Origin of the sequence: Rathayibacter sp. AY1A7 (assembly GCF_002930845.1) — a bacterium.
In the GTDB taxonomy this organism is placed as follows: Bacteria; Actinomycetota; Actinomycetes; order Actinomycetales; family Microbacteriaceae; genus Rathayibacter.
This window is the reverse complement of sequence record NZ_PSTL01000001.1, coordinates 318,971-333,572: the sequence shown is the minus strand read 5'-3', so window position 1 is coordinate 333,572 and position 14,602 is coordinate 318,971. Positions and strand designations below refer to the sequence as shown.

Genomic DNA, 14,602 nt, shown 5'->3' with positions numbered 1-14,602 from the left:
CTAGCGATCATAGGTCGGACCTCGGACGCGCGAGCCGGGCGACCGGGTCCAGCGCCGAGCGCGGCACGACCGACGCGAGCACCCGACGACCGGCACCCGCGGAGCCGCGGAGCGCGGCGGCCACGGCGGTCGCGTCGTCCCACGCCTCCGACTCGCTCGCGGACGGCGAGTAGCGCCGGCGCTCGACGCGCTCCCGGAGCCCCTGCAGACGTGCCGCCGCTCCGGGGTCGAGGGCGGGAGCCATGCGGGCCTCCTGCGCGCGCGGAGACTCCGTGTCCTCCACGGGGACGCCCAGGTCGCGGGCGGTCGCCAGCAGCTCGGCCCACGCGGCCTCGACGGAGCCGGAGCGCGCGGACCGGCGCCGCAGCGCGCGCTGGACGGCGCGCATCAGCCAGGGGACGAGCACGAGCAGCAGGAGCAGCACCCAGAGCGTGGCCGCGGGAGCCGCCGTGGTGCTCGAGGCGCCGACGGCACCGGGGGTCGGCGTCGCCGACGCGGCCGTCGGAGTGGGTGTCGCGGCGGGAGCGCTGGTCGCACCGGGCGCGGTGGTCGCGGTCGAGCCCGGGGCGGTGGGGCCCGAGGACGCCGTCGCGCTCGGCAGGGTGTAGGAGGCCGGAGCGCCGCGGCTGGGCGTCGGCTCGAAGGGCAGCCAGCCGACTCCCTCGAAGTACAGCTCGGGCCAGGCGTGCAGGTCGGAGGAGAGGACGCGGTAGGTGGTCAGGTCGCTGCCGCCGGAGGGCACGACGGAGCCGGGCTGGTAGCCGATGGCGAGCCGCGACGGGATCCCGAGCTCGCGCGCCATCACCGCCATCGCCGAGGCGAAGTGGACGCAGTAGCCCTCCTTCGTCGTCAGGAACGCCGAGAGCACGCCGACTCCGTCGCCGTCGTAGCCCTCCTCCGCGGGGGTGTCCTCGGAGTAGCGGAACTCGGACGAGCGGAAGTACGTCTGCAGCGCGCGCGCCCGGTCGTAGGCGGTCGGAGCCTCCGCCGTGACCTCCTCGGCGGTGGTGCGGACGATCTCGGGCACGTCGTCGGGGAGCGAGAGGTACCGGTCGACGCCGGACGGCGCGGGCGCGGCGAGCAGCTGCTGCGGGTCGGGCTCGAGCCGCAGCGCCTGCACCTGGTAGTCGTCTCCGGAGCGGGTCGTCGCGTCGCCGCGGATCGAGCCGTCCTGCACGTCCTGGAGCCAGCCGTCGCCGACGCCCGTCAGCGACGAGACCGGATACGGCACGGGGAGCCACTGGCTCCGCAGCGTCTCCACCGAGACGTCGACCTCCTCCGCCTCGCGCGGCACGCTCTCGGAGAGCCCCTCGGGCGCGATCGGCGCCTCGATCGGAGCGGTCTGCTCCGTCTCGCTCGGCGCCCAGTCGTCACCGTCGAAGTCCGAGACGGTCAGCACGCGGAGGTAGACGGGCAGGTCGGAGTCGGTGGCGTAGCGCAGCACGGTCACGGGGTTCGGGCGGCGCAGGTCCGCGCCGAGAGCGACCACCGGGTCGATCGCGCCGTTGAAGAGGCTGCCGGAGACGCCCGAGGGGGCGGTGGTGCGCGCGTAGCCTGCCGCCGACCCGGCGACGACTCCCGCGCCCAGGACGACGACGGTCACGGCCGCGAAGGCGGGCAGCACGGCCGCGGCCGCGCTCGGGCCGCTCGGGCGGCGAGGGGCGGCCGTGGCGGCGAGCACGCCCGCGTAGGCGAGCGCAGTGACGACGAGGCTCGCCCAGGACACCTCGGAGGGGTCCACGATCGCCGGCACCGCGAGCAGCGCCGCAGGGAACAGACCGGCCAGGGCGGGGAGGCGGACGGAGAAGGCGAACAGGTCGGCCGCCCAGGCGAGCACGACCACCCCGCCGATCAGGAGGAACGAGATGCCGTCGTCGGCGATGGCCGGGAGCCCCTGCTGGGCGATGGACTGGAAGCCGCCCTGCGCGAGCGCCTCCGCCTGCGCGACGGCGCCGGGCGTGGGGATCACGAACAGCAGGGCCCGACCGGGCACGAACATCGCGGTCAGCACGCCGACCATCGTCAGCGTGCCGAGGATCGGCGGGACGACGGGGTGCACGCGCAGAGCCCGGGCGGCGGCCGGGACGCCGAGCACCACGGCGACCGCGCTCGCGAGGAGCACCAGCCAGTCGACGCCGACGAGGAGCCGCCCGATCCCGGCGGCGGCGGCCGTGATCGCGAGGAAGAGCAGACCGCTCAGAGGAGCCAACCCGGCGCGCGGATCGCTCTCGACGCGGCGGCTCACGCCACCACCCGCAGAGCGAGAGCCTGCGCCCACGCCTCCTCGACGGAGGCACTCGGGTCGACGGACACCGCGTACCAGCCGAGCGAGGCGAGAGCCGCCTCCTCCTCAGCGGTGCCGGCGACGACGAAGGCGATCGCGGGGCGCGACTGCGCGGCCAGGGAGCCGAGGGCGTCGAGGTCCGACTCGAGGAGTCGGGTGAGCACGGCGAAGACCGGGCGTACTCCCCCCGTGTCGCGCATGTCGGCCGAGATCCGGGTCACCGCGTCGACCGACTCGCGCGAGGGCGCCAGCTCGGCCAGGCGCAGCAGCACGTCGTGCGCCACCTCGCGCTCGTCCTCCGAGTGCTCCGGCTCGCCGTCCGCACCCGTCTCGACGAGGTGGGTCTCGAAGCCGCGGTCGAGCAGGTGCACGGCGAGGGAGGCCGTCATCGACACCGCCCACTCGAGCCGGTCGTCGCCGCGCCGCTCGAGCACGCGCTCGGCCCGGGTCTCGAGGAGGATCCACGCGTGCGGATCGGTGTTCTGCTCGTCCTGGCGGACCATGAGCTCACCGGAGCGGGCGCTCGCCCGCCAGTGCACCCGGCGCATGGCGTCCCCCGGGCGGTAGTCGCGCGGGATCACGTCGTCCGTGCCGGCGCCGGCTGTCGCGTGCGCGACCGGGCTCGATCCGCCTGCTCCGTGCGCGTCCAGGACGTCGCTCTGGAGCGGCACGACCCGCGGAGTCACGACGAACGGCTGCGCAGCCCCCACGACGCTCTCGCGGAGCGCGAGCCCGAGGCCGTCGCCGCGCACCAGGCGCAGCGGGCCGATGCGGTGGATCCCGCGCCGCTCGGCGGGCAGACGGTAGCGGGCGCGCACGCGGCCGCCCGACGGGACGCCCGGCAGCCCGAAGACGCCCTCGGCGACCGGCCGGCCGACGACGACCCCGCGCTCCACGCGCTCGAGCCGGTCGTGGGCGCGGGCCCCGCTGCGGACGGCGCGGCCGCGGTTCTCGAGCAGCACGTCGACCTCCACCACGTCGCCGGCCGCGACGGTCTGGGGAGCGAAGCGGCGCTGCACCCGGAACGACGCCGGCGCCAGGAGCAGGGAGACGAGCGCGCCCAGGGGCAGGCCCAGCAGCACCAGGCCGACGAACAGCAGCTCGCGGAACTCTGTCAGCGGCGCGATCACCACTCCCGCGACGCCCAGCAGAACGAGCGCCCAGCCGCGCAGCGTCAGCGCGACCCCGCGGAGCGCGGGCAGACCGCCGAGACGGGACGACGGCGTCTCGGCGGGGCGGGCCTCAGTCGCCACGGTTGCCGAAGGGGACGGGGGTGGCCGCGACGATGCGCTGCACGATCTCCGTGACCGAGTGCGAGGATCCGGCGCCGGAGCGGCCGGGGAGGCGGGTGGCGGGCAGGAGGCGGTGGCCGAGCACGGGGACGGCGAGCGCGTCCACGTCGTCCGGCACCACGAAGTCGCGGTCGCTGAGAGCGGCGAGCGCCTTCGCGGCGGCGATCAGCTGGAGCGTGGCGCGCGGGCTCCCCCCGAGCCTCAGCTCGGGGTCCACCCGCGTGGCCTGCATGATCGCCACCACGTACTCCTGCACAGGCGGTGCCACGTACACGGAGCGCACGTAGGCCATCATCCGCTCGAGCTCGGCGAGGCCCACGACGGGCCGCAGCTCCTCGAGCGGGCTGGCCGAGTCGCGGGTGCGGATCATCTCGAGCTCGGCGCGCTCATCGGGGTAGCCGAGCGAGAGGCGGGCCATGAAGCGGTCGCGCTGGGCCTCGGGCAGCGAGTAGGTGCCCTCCATCTCGACCGGGTTCTGCGTCGCGATCACGGCGAAGGGGCGCGGGAGGAGGTGGGTGGTGCCGTCGACCGAGACCTGGCGCTCCTCCATGCACTCCAGCAGCGCCGACTGCGTCTTGGGCGAGGCCCGGTTGATCTCGTCGCCGATCAGGATGTTCGCGAAGACCGGGCCCGGCTTGAACTCGAAGTCGCGGGTCGCCTGGTTGTAGACCGAGACCCCCGTGACGTCGGAGGGGAGCAGGTCGGGCGTGAACTGGATGCGCGCGACGCTGCCGCCGACCGAGGCCGCCAGCGACTTCGCCAGGACCGTCTTGCCGGTGCCGGGGACGTCCTCCATCAGGAGGTGCCCACCGGCGAGGAACACCGTCAGCGCCATCGAGACCTCGGCCGACTTGCCGTCGATCACGCGGGTGAGGTTCCCGAGGACGGCGCCGCAGTGCGCCGTGAACTCCTCGCGGGTCAGGGGCGTCTCGGGAGCCGCTCGGCGGCCGACAGCGGAGCGGGTGTCTTCGAGCGACGTCATAGCTACGGATTCTCGCAGTCCTGACGGGAAAAGGGTCCAGGTTCCGCGAGTTCGCAGTGTGCCGCCAGGCGGGAGCCGCGCGGCGGCCGCCGGACGCCGCAGGCAGGGGTGCCGCCCTATGCTCGGTCCGGTGACCAGGATCATCGCCGGATTCGCCGGCTCGCTCACCCTCCGGGTCCCGCGCGCGGGCACCCGCCCCACCAGCGACCGCGTGCGCGAAGCCGTCTTCTCGGCCCTCGAGGCCCGGGACGCCCTCGACGGCGCGACGGTGGTCGACCTCTACGCGGGCTCCGGCGCCCTCGGGCTCGAGTCGGCCAGCCGCGGAGCGAGCGCGGTCGTCCTGGTCGAGCGCGACCCGAAGGCTGCGAGGACCGCGGGCGAGAACGCACGGGCGATCGCGACCGCGGCGGCCAAGAACAAGCGGCCCGCCCCGAGGATCGAGGTGGTGACCGGCTCGGTCCGCTCCTTCCTCGACGGCTCCCCGGCCCTCAATACGGACACGGTGTTCCTCGACCCGCCCTACGACCTCGGCGAGGACGACCTGGCCGCCGATCTCGCCGGTGTGCTGCCGCTGCTGCGCGAGGACGCGGTGGTCGTCGTGGAGCGGAGCTCCCGCAGCCCGGAGCCGCGCTGGCCCGCGGGTCTGGAGCGGGAGCGGAGGAAGGACTACGGCGAGACCACGATCTGGTGGGCTTCACCGGCGTCGCCCGTCTCGCCCGCTTCCTCCGCGGCCGGCTGACCGGCCTCAGCCCGCCGCGCCGTCCCAGCCGAGGTACGGGTCCCAGCCCCCGCGCCCCTCGAGCGCGACCCCGCCCAGGCGCACCTCCGGGTCCCCCTCGCGGACGACCCCGAGCGGGACGAAGCCCTCCGGCAGCGCCGCGGCGGGCGGGAAGCACGCGAGCATCGCGTGGTCCTCGCCGCCTCCCAGCACCAACGCCCTCGCCAGGTCGAGGTCCACGCCCTCCACGCCCGTGAGCCCGCGCGCGTGCACGTCGACCGCCGCGGCATCGAGGTCGATCGCCACTCCGCTCGCACGCGCCATCCGACGGGCGTCGAGCACCACGCCGTCCGAGACGTCCATCATCGCGGTGGCGGTCCCGCCCGCGGCCTCGCCCGCGGAGATCGGCGCGGTCGGGCGCAGCTGCGCCTCGAGGAGGGACGGATGCCGCTCGCGGAGCCGGTCGGCGAGGTCGGCCGACGGCTCCCCGTCCCGCCGCGCCTGCTCGAACAGCAGGCGCAGCCCGAGCCCCGCTCGTCCCAGCGGGCCGGCCACGGCGAGCACGTCCCCCGGCCTCGCACCGCTGCGGAGCACCGGCGGTCGTCCGTCGAGCGAGCCGAACGCCGTGATCGAGAGCGTCAGTGTCGCGGAGGCGGACAGGTCTCCCCCGACGACTCCGCATCCCGGCGCCATCGCGGCGCAGCCGGCGGCGAGGCCGCCCGCGATCCCCTCCAGCACGTCGACGCCCAGCGACTGGGGTGCCGCGAGCGCGACGACGAGCCCGGTGGGACGGGCCCCCATCGCCGCGACGTCGGCGAGGTTCGAGGCCGCCGCCTTCCAGCCCAGGTCCGCCGGGCGCGACCAGGCCAGCCGGAAGTCGGGGCCGTGCACCATCATGTCCGTGGTCACCACGAAGCGGCCGTCGGGAGCGCGCAGCACCGCGCAGTCGTCGCCGGGCCCGACCAGGGTCTCCGCGCCCGGGCCGCCGAGCCGGGCCAGCACCCTCGCGAGCACCTCGCCCTCGCTGAGCTCGGCCAGGGTGGGACTCCGATCCTCTGCCATGGTTCACACGCTAGCGTTGACGGCGATGTCCCCCCGCCGACTCCGCTCCCCCCTTCTCGCCGCCGCCGCCGTCCTGCTGCTCTCGGGCTGCTCGGCCAGCGTCGCCCTCGAGCCCGCCGCCGATGCGACGAGCACCGGCTGCGCGGAGGTCTCGGTGCGCCTGCCCGACGTGGTCGCGGAGCAGCCCGAGCGCGAGACGAACGCTCAGGGCACCGCCGCCTGGGGCACCCCGGCCGCCGTCATCCTCCACTGCGGAGTCGAGGTGCCCGGCCCGACGACGGACCTCTGCGTGAACGTCAGCGGAGTCGACTGGATCATCGACGAGACGCAGAAGGACGAGGACATCTACACGCTGACCACCTACGGGCGCGATCCCGCGGTGGAGATCACCGTCGACCAGAGCCGCGCGTCCGGATCCTCCGCGGCGCTCGACCTGGCGAACGCCGTCTCCTACGTCCCGCAGACGCGCGAGTGCACCGACGTCTCGGACGCCGACACCCTCGATCCGACGGACACGCCCACCGGCTGAGTCTCAGCGGTCAGACGCCGAGGGCTCGACTCGCTGCGGTGAGCGCACCATCGGAGGTCGCCCCCAGCTCGCGCGCGCGGGACGCGAACACGGCGGCCGCGGCCTGCAGCTCGCGCTCCAGCGCGTCCACGCCTCCCGCGACGACCGTGCCCGCCCGGCCGCGCGTCTCGACCAGGCCCGCCGACTCCAGCTCCCGGTAGGAGCGGGCGACCGTCCCCGCGGCGACGCCCAGCGTCTCGGCCAGCGCGCGCACCGGCGGCAGCCGCGTGCCGACCGGCAGCTCGCCCGCGGCGATCAGAGCGGTGATCTGCTCACGGATCTGCTCGAAGGGCGCCGCGGCCGCGCCCGCCTCGACGCGGAGCGCGAGCGCCGACGTCATCGGGCGGCGACCGGGACGCGGTCGAGCGCCGAGTCGAGCAGCTCGCTGATCAGGTCCGGGTAGTCCACGCCGCTCGCGCCCCACATGCGCGGGAACATCGAGACCGGCGTGAAGCCGGGCATGGTGTTGATCTCGTTGACGACGAAGCCGTCGGCGGTGAGGAAGAAGTCGACCCGGGCGAGGCCCTCGGCTCCGATCGCGTCGAAGGCGCGGATCGCGAGGGACCGCATCTCGAAGAGCTCGCCGTCCGTGAGGTCGGCAGGGCAGACCAGCTCGATGCCGGACGCCCCGAGGTACTTCGCCTCGAAGTCGTAGAAGCCGCGGCCGGAGACGACCACCTCGCCGGCGACGGAGGCGCGGGCCGGAGCACCGCGGCGGCCGCCGAGCACGCCGATCTCGACCTCGCGGCCGACGATGCCCGACTCGATCAGCACCCGCGAGTCGTGCGCGAACGCCTCCTCCAGCGCGGCCTCGAGCTGCTCGCGCTCGTCGATCCGGCTGACGCCCACGCTCGAGCCGGCCCGCGCCGGCTTCACGAACGCGGGCAGGCCCAGCTCGTCGAGGGCCGAGGAGGCGTCGCCCGGGTCGGCGCGCCACTCCGCCTCGGTCACGAGGTACCAGGGCGCCACCGCGAGGCCCGCGGCCTGCAGCACCGTCTTGGTGAAGTGCTTGTCCATGCCGAGCGCCGACGCGAGCACGCCCGAGCCGACGTAGGGCAGGCCGACGAGCTCGAGCATCCCCTGGACGGTGCCGTCCTCGCCCCACGGGCCGTGCAGGATCGGCAGCACCACGTCGACCTCGCCGAGCGAGCGCGTCGCGCCGTCCTCGGTCGTCACGGTGAGCTCTCGCGAGAGGGCCGACTCCGGCCAGCGCACACGGGAGCCGTCGTCCTCGACGCGGGGCAGCGACGCGGCGTCGAGAGCGAACTTCTCAGGACGGTCCTCCTCGAGCACGAAGGCGCCGTCGGAGGTGATCCCGACGGGGATCACCTCGAAGCGGTCACGGTCGATCGCCCGCAGCACCCCGGCCGCCGTTGCGCAGCTGATCGAGTGCTCGCTGGAGCGCCCCCCGAACAGAACGGCCACGCGGAGCTTGCTGGTCATCGAGGTTCCTCTCACCCTGTGGCTCGTCCGAATCCGTGGTCAGGTGCGGCGCGATGTCCTTCGGATCGAGCGTACCGGCGAGCACCTGCGACACCTGCTCGACGATGGGCATGTCGACTCCCCTGGCGCGCGCCAGCTCGAGGACCGGCGCGACGGAGGCGAGCCCCTCCGCCGTCTGCTGCATCGACTTCACCACGTCGGTGAAGCTGTAGCCCTGGCCGAGCAGGCGCCCGGCCGTGTTGTTGCGCGAGAGGGACGAGCTCGACGTCGCGATGAGGTCGCCGAGCCCAGCGAGTCCGGCCATCGTCTCGGCCCGTCCGCCGTACGCGACCGCGAAGTCGGTCATCTCGGCGAGACCGCGCGTGATGATCGATGCCTTCGTGTTCTCGCCGTAGCCGACGCCGTCGACGATGCCGATCGCCACGGCGATGAGGTTCTTCAGCACGCCGCCGAACTCGGTGCCGATCACGTCGGTGTTGACGTAGGAGCGGAAGTAGCGGTTGGTCGCCGCGAGAGCCACCTCCTGCGCGGTGACGAGGCTCTCGGAGGCGATGACCGCCGCGGTCGGCTGCTCCTTGGCGATCTCGAGGGCGAGGTTGGGCCCGGAGGCGACGGCGATCCGGTCGAGAGAAACCGGCAGCATCTGCGCGATCACCTCGCTCATCCGCTGGCCGGTGCCCTTCTCGACGCCCTTCATCAGGCTCACCAGCACCGTGCGCTCGGTGAGGAACGGCGTGATCGCCTCGAGGTTGCTCCGCAGCGACTGCGACGGGATGGAGAGGTAGACGTGGTCCGCGCCCTCCAGCGCCTCCTCGATGCGCGGCGTGGCCCGGATGTTGCGCGGGAGGTTGATGCCGGGGAGGTAGTCGCTGTTGCGCTTGGCCTCGGTGATCTCGCGGGCCAGCTCGGCGCGGCGCGCCCACATCACGACGTCGGAGCCGCCGTCGGCGAGGATCTTCGCGAACGTGGTGCCCCAGCTGCCGGCGCCGAGGACGGCGACGCGGCGGGGCACGGGGATGGGCGCCTTCCTACTGCTCGGACTCAAAGCGACCCGTGCCCTTCTGGTTGTGCTCGGAGGGGTTCCAGCGCTTCTCGGGCGCCGCCTCGCCGCGCAGCTCCTCGAGCAGGGCGGTGATCGCCGCCATCACGACCGCGGAGGCCTCGTTGAGTGTGGCGGAGTCGAGGCTGCGTCCGCGGAAGGCGGACAGGTCGACGGGGTCGCCGACGATCACGTCGACGCGCTTGCGGCGGAAGAGGGTGATCCGCTTGGAGTAGCGGCCCATCAGCTGCTGCGCGCCCCAGTGCGCGACCGGAACGACAGGCAGGCCGTACTGCAGCGCCATCCGCACCGCTCCCGTCTTGCCGCGCATCGGCCAGAGCTCGGGGTCGCGGGTGAGGGTGCCCTCGGGGTAGATGATGACCGAGCGGCCCCCGTCCACGAGAGCCTTGGCGGTCTTCAGCGGCTCGCTGCCGCGGACCGAGCCCGAGCGCTCGACGGGGATCTGCCCGGAGCCGCGCAGGATCGAGCCGAGCACGGGCACCGAGAACAGCGAGGCCTTGGCGAGGAAGCGCGGTGCGCGGCCGGCGCGCCACAGGGTCCAGCCCGTGATGATCGGGTCGATCTCGCTGTAGTGGTTCGGCGCGAACACGAAGGCTCCGGTGCTCGGGATCTTGTCGCCGTTCCGGATCCGCAGGTCGACCGAGGCGGTCATCACGGGGATCACCGCCGCCGCGAGGAACCAGAAGATGGACGGACGGCTTCGCTCAGACACCCGCCCATCCTCGCATCCCGCATCGGAGGGGCCGCGTCCCCACGCCCGGGAGCAGCGGGGCCCCGCGGTGGGAGGAGCGGCCCGGCCGCCGGGTACGGTACCGGCACGCCCCGTCCGCGTCGCCGCCCGTCGCCGTGGGACGCCGTCGGCCGAACGCTCGGCCGCCTCGCCGACTCGCCGATCGCGCAGTCCGGCCTGGTGCTCCTGCTCGTGTGGGGAGTCGTGCTGCTCGCCACGCAGGCCGGACGCGACGCGGCCGCGCTCGGCGACGGCCTCCTGCTGACGCTCGCGGTCCTCGTCGGCGGCTCGGCGGCCGTCGCCCTCGTGATCGGCGGGGTCGACGCCCTCTGGCGCGTGGCGGTGGCACCGCTCGCCCACGTCGAGGCGGAGGCGACCGGCGGCGTCGCGGTCCTCGGACGCGGCCGGCTCGGAGCGGGCCTCCGTCGTGTCGAGCCGCGGTTCCCGCTGCCGACGCTGCGGCCCTACGCGGTGGTCGTGCCGCGCCGCCGGGGACTGACCGTCTCCTTCGGCGACTGGGGCGTCGTCGTGCCCTGGGCGCGGATCGCGCGGCTGGAGCGGCGGTGGGTGCTGGTGGGCCTGCGTCCGCGCGAGGCCCTCGAGGTCGTCCTGGCCGGCACGCGGCGCGGACGCCTCACGCTGGTCCTGGTCGAGTCGCCCGGACCGCTGGGCCTCCGGCCCGCGCCGGAGACGACGCTCGCGCTCCTCGAGAAGCGGATCCGGGGACGCCTGGAGGAGGACGCGGAACCGCCCGCGTGGGGCGCGCCCGGGCGCGACAGGACCCCGGGCCGCTGAGGACGGTCGTCCTCCGCGGCACCGGGGTCCCGGTGGGCGGCTACGCGTCGAGCGAGAAGTCGGCGCCCAGCAGCTCGAGCTTGGTGAGGAAGTTCTCGTAGCCGCGGCTGATGATGCCGACGTTCGAGACCGTCGAGGTGCCCTCGGCCGAGAGCGCCGCGATCAGGTGCGAGAAGCCGCCGCGCAGATCCGGCACGACGATGTCGGCGCCGTGCAGCTTCGAGGGTCCCGAGATCACGGCCGAGTGCATGAAGTTGCGCTGCCCGAAGCGGCAGGCCTGCCCGCCGAGGCACTCGCGGTGGATCTGGATGGTCGCGCCCATCTCGACGAGCGCGTCGACGAAGCCGAAGCGCTGCTCGTAGACGGTCTCGTGCACGATCGAGACGCCCTTGGCCTTCGTGAGCGCCACGACCAGCGGCTGCTGCCAGTCGGTCATGAAGCCGGGGTGCACGTCGGTCTCGATGATGACCGGCTTGAGCTCGCCGCCCGGGTGGTAGAAGCGGATGCCGTCCTCGGCGATCTCGAACGCGCCGCCGACCTTGCGGAAGACGTTGAGGAAGGTGGTCATCTCCTGCTGGCGGGCGCCGCCGACGAAGATGTCGCCGTCGGTCGCGAGGGCCGCAGCCGCCCAGGAGGCCGCCTCGTTGCGGTCGAAGAGCGCGCGGTGGGAGTAGCCGGTGAGCCGGTCCACGCCCTCGATGCGGATCACGCGGTCGGTGTCGACCGAGATGATGGCGCCCATCTTCTGCAGGATGTTGATCAGGTCCATGATCTCGGGCTCGATCGCCGCGCCCGAGAGCTCGGTGATGCCGGAGGCGCGCACCGCGGTCAGGAGGACCTGCTCGGTCGCTCCGACGCTCGGGTAGGGCAGCGACACCTTGGCGCCGTGCAGGCCCTCGGGTGCCGACATCCGGATGCCCGAGGGCAGCTTCTCGACGACGGCGCCGAAGTTGCGCAGCACCTCGAGGTGGTAGTCGATCGGGCGGTCGCCGATGCGGCAGCCGCCGAGGTCGGGGATGAACGCCTCGCCCAGGCGGTGCAGCAGCGGGCCGCAGAAGAGGATCGGGATGCGGCTGGAGCCGGCGTGCGCGTCGATGTCGGCGAAGTGCGCGGACTCGACGTTGGAGGGGTCGAGGATCAGCTCGCCCACCTCGGCGCCCTGCTTCACCTTGACGCCGTGGACTTCGAGCAGGCCCTTCACGACGCGGACGTCGCTGATGTCGGGCACGTCGCGGAGGGTGGAGGCGGTCTCGCCGAGCAGCGCCGCGACCATCGCCTTGGTGACCAGGTTCTTGGCCCCCTTGAGCTCGATCCGGCCCACCAGCGGTCGCCCGCCGTTGATGGTGATCCGCTCGGTCGTCATCCCCACGCGGGCTCCCGAGGCCTTGGCGTCCTGCAGGGCCTTGGCGTCCTGAAGAAGTGTGTTCACGCTATTTCACCGGCAATGTCTTGGGCCGCCAGCTCTCGCGGCGGGTCTCGAATTCGGAAATGAGCGCTTCGTCGCGCAGGGTCAGGCCGATGTCGTCCAGGCCCTCGATCAGGCGCCATCGAGTGTAGTCGTCGATCTCGAAGTCGAAGGTCTCGCCACCGGCGGTGACCGTACGCGCAACCAGATCCACCGTCGGTTCTATTCCCGGGGTGCCCTCGATGATCTCCCACAGCCGCTCGACGTCGGGCTCCGAGACGACGGCCGCGAGCAGTCCCTGCTTGCCGGCGTTGCCCCGGAAGATGTCGCCGAAGCGGGGGGAGATGACGACCCGGAAGCCGAAGTCGCGCAGCGCCCAGACGGCGTGCTCGCGGCTGGAGCCGATGGCGAAGTCGGGGCCGGCGACGAGGATGCCGGCGCCGCGGTAGCGCTCCTGGTTGAGGACGAAGTCCGCGTCCTGCCGCCAGCCGTGGAAGAGCGCGTCCTCGAAGCCGGTCTTCGTGATGCGGCGGAGGTAGATGCCGGGGAGGATCTGGTCGGTGTCGACGTTGGCGCGCTTCAGGGGCGCGGCGATCGCGGTGACGGTCTCGAACTTCTGCACGGTCAGACTCCTGCTCTCTCGCGGACCGGCTCCAGATCGGAGGGACTGGAGAGGGTGCCGCGCACGGCCGTGGCCGCGGCGACGAGGGGCGAGACGAGGTGGGTCTTCGCCCCCTTGCCCTGACGACCCTCGAAGTTGCGGTTGGACGTGGAGGCCACGCGCTCCCCCAGGACGAGCTGGTCGGTGTTCATCCCGAGGCACATCGAGCAGCCGGCGAAGCGCCACTCCGCGCCGAACGCGGTGACGATCCGGTCGATCCCCTCGGCCTCGGCCTCGAGCCGCACCCGGGCGGAGCCGGGGACGACCATCACGCGGACGCCGGGGGCCTTGGTGCGCCCCTCGACGACGGCAGCGAAGGCCCGCAGGTCCTCGATCCGCGAGTTGGTGCAGGAGCCCATGAAGACCACGTCGACCGGGATCTCCTTCATCGGCGTGCCGGGCTCCAGCGCCATGTACTCCAGCGCTCGCAGAGCGCTGGCGCGCTCGTTCGGATCGTCGAGGACGTCAGGGTCCGGTACCGCCTGCGAGAGCGAGACGCCCTGGCCGGGGTTCGTGCCCCAGGTGACGAACGGCTCGAGCGCGTCGGCGTCGATCACGACCTCGGCGTCGAACACGGCGCCCTCGTCGCTCGGCAGCGTCCGCCAGTAGGCGACCGCGGCGTCCCAGTCCTCGCCCGCCGGAGCGTGCGGGCGGCCGTGCAGGTAGGCGAAGGTCGTCTCGTCCGGCGCGACCATGCCGGCCCGCGCACCCGCCTCGATCGACATGTTGCAGATCGTCATCCGGCCCTCCATCGAGAGCGCGCGGATCGCGGAGCCGCGGTACTCGAGGATGTAGCCCTGGCCGCCGCCGGTGCCGATGCGGGCGATGACCGCGAGGATGATGTCCTTGGCCGTCACCCCCTCCTTCAGCGTGCCCTCGACCGTGATCGCCATCGTCTTGAAGGGTTGCAGCGGCAGCGTCTGCGTCGCCATCACGTGCTCGACCTCGCTCGTGCCGATGCCGAAGGCGATCGCGCCGAACGCGCCGTGCGTGGAGGTGTGCGAGTCGCCGCAGACCACCGTGACGCCGGGCATCGTCAGGCCCAACTGGGGGCCGACGACATGCACGATGCCCTGCTCGACGTCGCCCAGGGAGTGCAGGCGGACGCCGAACTCGCCGGCGTTGCGGCGCAGCGCGTCGATCTGGGTGCGGCTGATCGGATCCTCGATGGGGCGTCCGATCTCGAGGGTCGGCGTGTTGTGGTCCTCGGTGGCGATGGTGAGGTCCGGCCGGCGCAGCGGGCGCCCCGCGGCACGCAGGCCGTCGAACGGCTGCGGGCTGGTCACCTCGTGCAGCAGGTGCAGGTCGATGTAGAGCAGGTCGGGAGCGCCGTTCTCGCCCGCGACGACGACGTGGTCGTCCCAGACCTTCTCGGCGAGGGTGCGCGGCTTCTCGGCTCTCCTGCCGGTCCCTGCTCCACTCGACGCGGGCGCGGCTGTGCCGGGTGTGGTCTCGATCATGACGGTTCCTTCTCCTCCTGGAGTCGCTGCTCGGCCGGGCGAGGCACCGCGACGAGGGAGGCCGTCAGTTCGAGGTCTCGTCGCGGCACGGAAGGAGGTGCGGGCCACTCAGCATGGACCGAGAATAGCACCGCGCTCCCCC

The 14,602-nt window shown here is 73.5% G+C and carries 14 protein-coding genes; 3 read left to right on the top strand and 11 right to left on the bottom strand.

Annotation, left to right across the window (positions count from 1 at the left end):
- Positions 1-7: 7 nt before the first annotated feature.
- Genes C5B95_RS01465 through C5B95_RS01455 form a run of 3 tightly spaced genes read right to left on the bottom strand, consistent with a single transcriptional unit; the run spans position 8 to position 4,558 of the window.
- On the bottom strand, positions 8-2,245 hold the full coding sequence (locus C5B95_RS01465) for a DUF3488 and transglutaminase-like domain-containing protein (RefSeq protein ID WP_104348315.1): 2,238 nt from the start codon (positions 2,243-2,245) through the stop codon (positions 8-10).
- Entirely contained in the window at positions 2,242-3,537 is a 1,296-nt protein-coding gene (locus C5B95_RS01460; RefSeq protein WP_104255128.1) for a DUF58 domain-containing protein, read from the bottom strand. Before C5B95_RS01460 ends, C5B95_RS01465 begins: the two co-directional genes overlap by 4 nt.
- Positions 3,527-4,558 (bottom strand): MoxR family ATPase, encoded by a 1,032-nt coding sequence (locus C5B95_RS01455; RefSeq protein ID WP_104225624.1) that lies wholly within the window; start codon positions 4,556-4,558, stop codon positions 3,527-3,529. The genes C5B95_RS01460 and C5B95_RS01455 overlap by 11 nt, the downstream gene beginning before the upstream one ends.
- A 130-nt stretch (positions 4,559-4,688) precedes the next feature.
- Between C5B95_RS01455 and C5B95_RS01450 the strand changes: the two genes are divergently transcribed.
- Complete coding sequence (locus C5B95_RS01450; protein WP_104255155.1) at positions 4,689-5,297, top strand: RsmD family RNA methyltransferase; 609 nt, start codon at positions 4,689-4,691, stop codon at positions 5,295-5,297.
- A 6-nt stretch (positions 5,298-5,303) separates the two neighbouring features.
- Here C5B95_RS01450 and thiL read toward each other — a convergent pair whose 3' ends face one another.
- Positions 5,304-6,338 carry a thiamine-phosphate kinase gene (gene thiL / locus C5B95_RS01445; RefSeq protein ID WP_104348314.1) on the bottom strand — a complete coding sequence of 345 codons (1,035 nt, stop codon included), beginning with the start codon at positions 6,336-6,338 and terminating at the stop codon, positions 5,304-5,306.
- A 25-nt stretch (positions 6,339-6,363) separates the two neighbouring features.
- On the opposite strand from thiL, the gene C5B95_RS01440 reads away from it, so the two are divergent.
- The gene (locus C5B95_RS01440; RefSeq protein ID WP_104223096.1) at positions 6,364-6,867 is read left to right on the top strand and encodes a DUF3515 family protein; all 504 of its coding nucleotides are present in this window, start codon (positions 6,364-6,366) and stop codon (positions 6,865-6,867) included.
- A gap of 10 nt (positions 6,868-6,877) precedes the next feature.
- Here the strand turns inward: C5B95_RS01440 and C5B95_RS01435 are convergent, their stop codons facing one another.
- Genes C5B95_RS01435 through C5B95_RS01420 form a run of 4 tightly spaced genes read right to left on the bottom strand, consistent with a single transcriptional unit; the run spans position 6,878 to position 10,121 of the window.
- A complete protein-coding gene (locus C5B95_RS01435) occupies positions 6,878-7,246 on the bottom strand; it encodes a GntR family transcriptional regulator (protein WP_104223095.1) in 369 nt (122 codons plus the stop codon).
- Entirely contained in the window at positions 7,243-8,349 is a 1,107-nt protein-coding gene (locus C5B95_RS01430; RefSeq protein WP_104348313.1) for a D-alanine--D-alanine ligase family protein, read from the bottom strand. Before C5B95_RS01430 ends, C5B95_RS01435 begins: the two co-directional genes overlap by 4 nt.
- Positions 8,246-9,361 carry an NAD(P)H-dependent glycerol-3-phosphate dehydrogenase gene (locus C5B95_RS01425; RefSeq protein ID WP_181027083.1) on the bottom strand — a complete coding sequence of 372 codons (1,116 nt, stop codon included), beginning with the start codon at positions 9,359-9,361 and terminating at the stop codon, positions 8,246-8,248. The genes C5B95_RS01430 and C5B95_RS01425 overlap by 104 nt, the downstream gene beginning before the upstream one ends.
- 16 nt (positions 9,362-9,377) lie before the next feature.
- Positions 9,378-10,121 carry a 1-acyl-sn-glycerol-3-phosphate acyltransferase gene (locus C5B95_RS01420; protein WP_258059730.1) on the bottom strand — a complete coding sequence of 248 codons (744 nt, stop codon included), beginning with the start codon at positions 10,119-10,121 and terminating at the stop codon, positions 9,378-9,380.
- Between the two features lie 198 nt (positions 10,122-10,319).
- On the opposite strand from C5B95_RS01420, the gene C5B95_RS01415 reads away from it, so the two are divergent.
- On the top strand, positions 10,320-10,934 hold the full coding sequence (locus C5B95_RS01415) for a hypothetical protein (protein ID WP_104348312.1): 615 nt from the start codon (positions 10,320-10,322) through the stop codon (positions 10,932-10,934).
- A 40-nt stretch (positions 10,935-10,974) separates the two neighbouring features.
- Here the strand turns inward: C5B95_RS01415 and murA are convergent, their stop codons facing one another.
- The 3 genes from murA to leuC all read right to left on the bottom strand — a co-directional run bounded on the left by murA (position 10,975) and on the right by leuC (position 14,460).
- On the bottom strand, positions 10,975-12,297 hold the full coding sequence (murA, locus tag C5B95_RS01410; protein WP_181067970.1) for a UDP-N-acetylglucosamine 1-carboxyvinyltransferase: 1,323 nt from the start codon (positions 12,295-12,297) through the stop codon (positions 10,975-10,977).
- Between the two features lie 67 nt (positions 12,298-12,364).
- Entirely contained in the window at positions 12,365-12,961 is a 597-nt protein-coding gene (gene leuD, locus C5B95_RS01405) for a 3-isopropylmalate dehydratase small subunit (RefSeq protein ID WP_104223089.1), read from the bottom strand.
- A gap of 2 nt (positions 12,962-12,963) precedes the next feature.
- Positions 12,964-14,460, bottom strand: a complete 1,497-nt coding sequence (leuC, locus tag C5B95_RS01400) for a 3-isopropylmalate dehydratase large subunit (RefSeq protein ID WP_104223088.1) — start codon at positions 14,458-14,460, stop codon at positions 12,964-12,966.
- Positions 14,461-14,602: the final 142 nt, after the last annotated feature.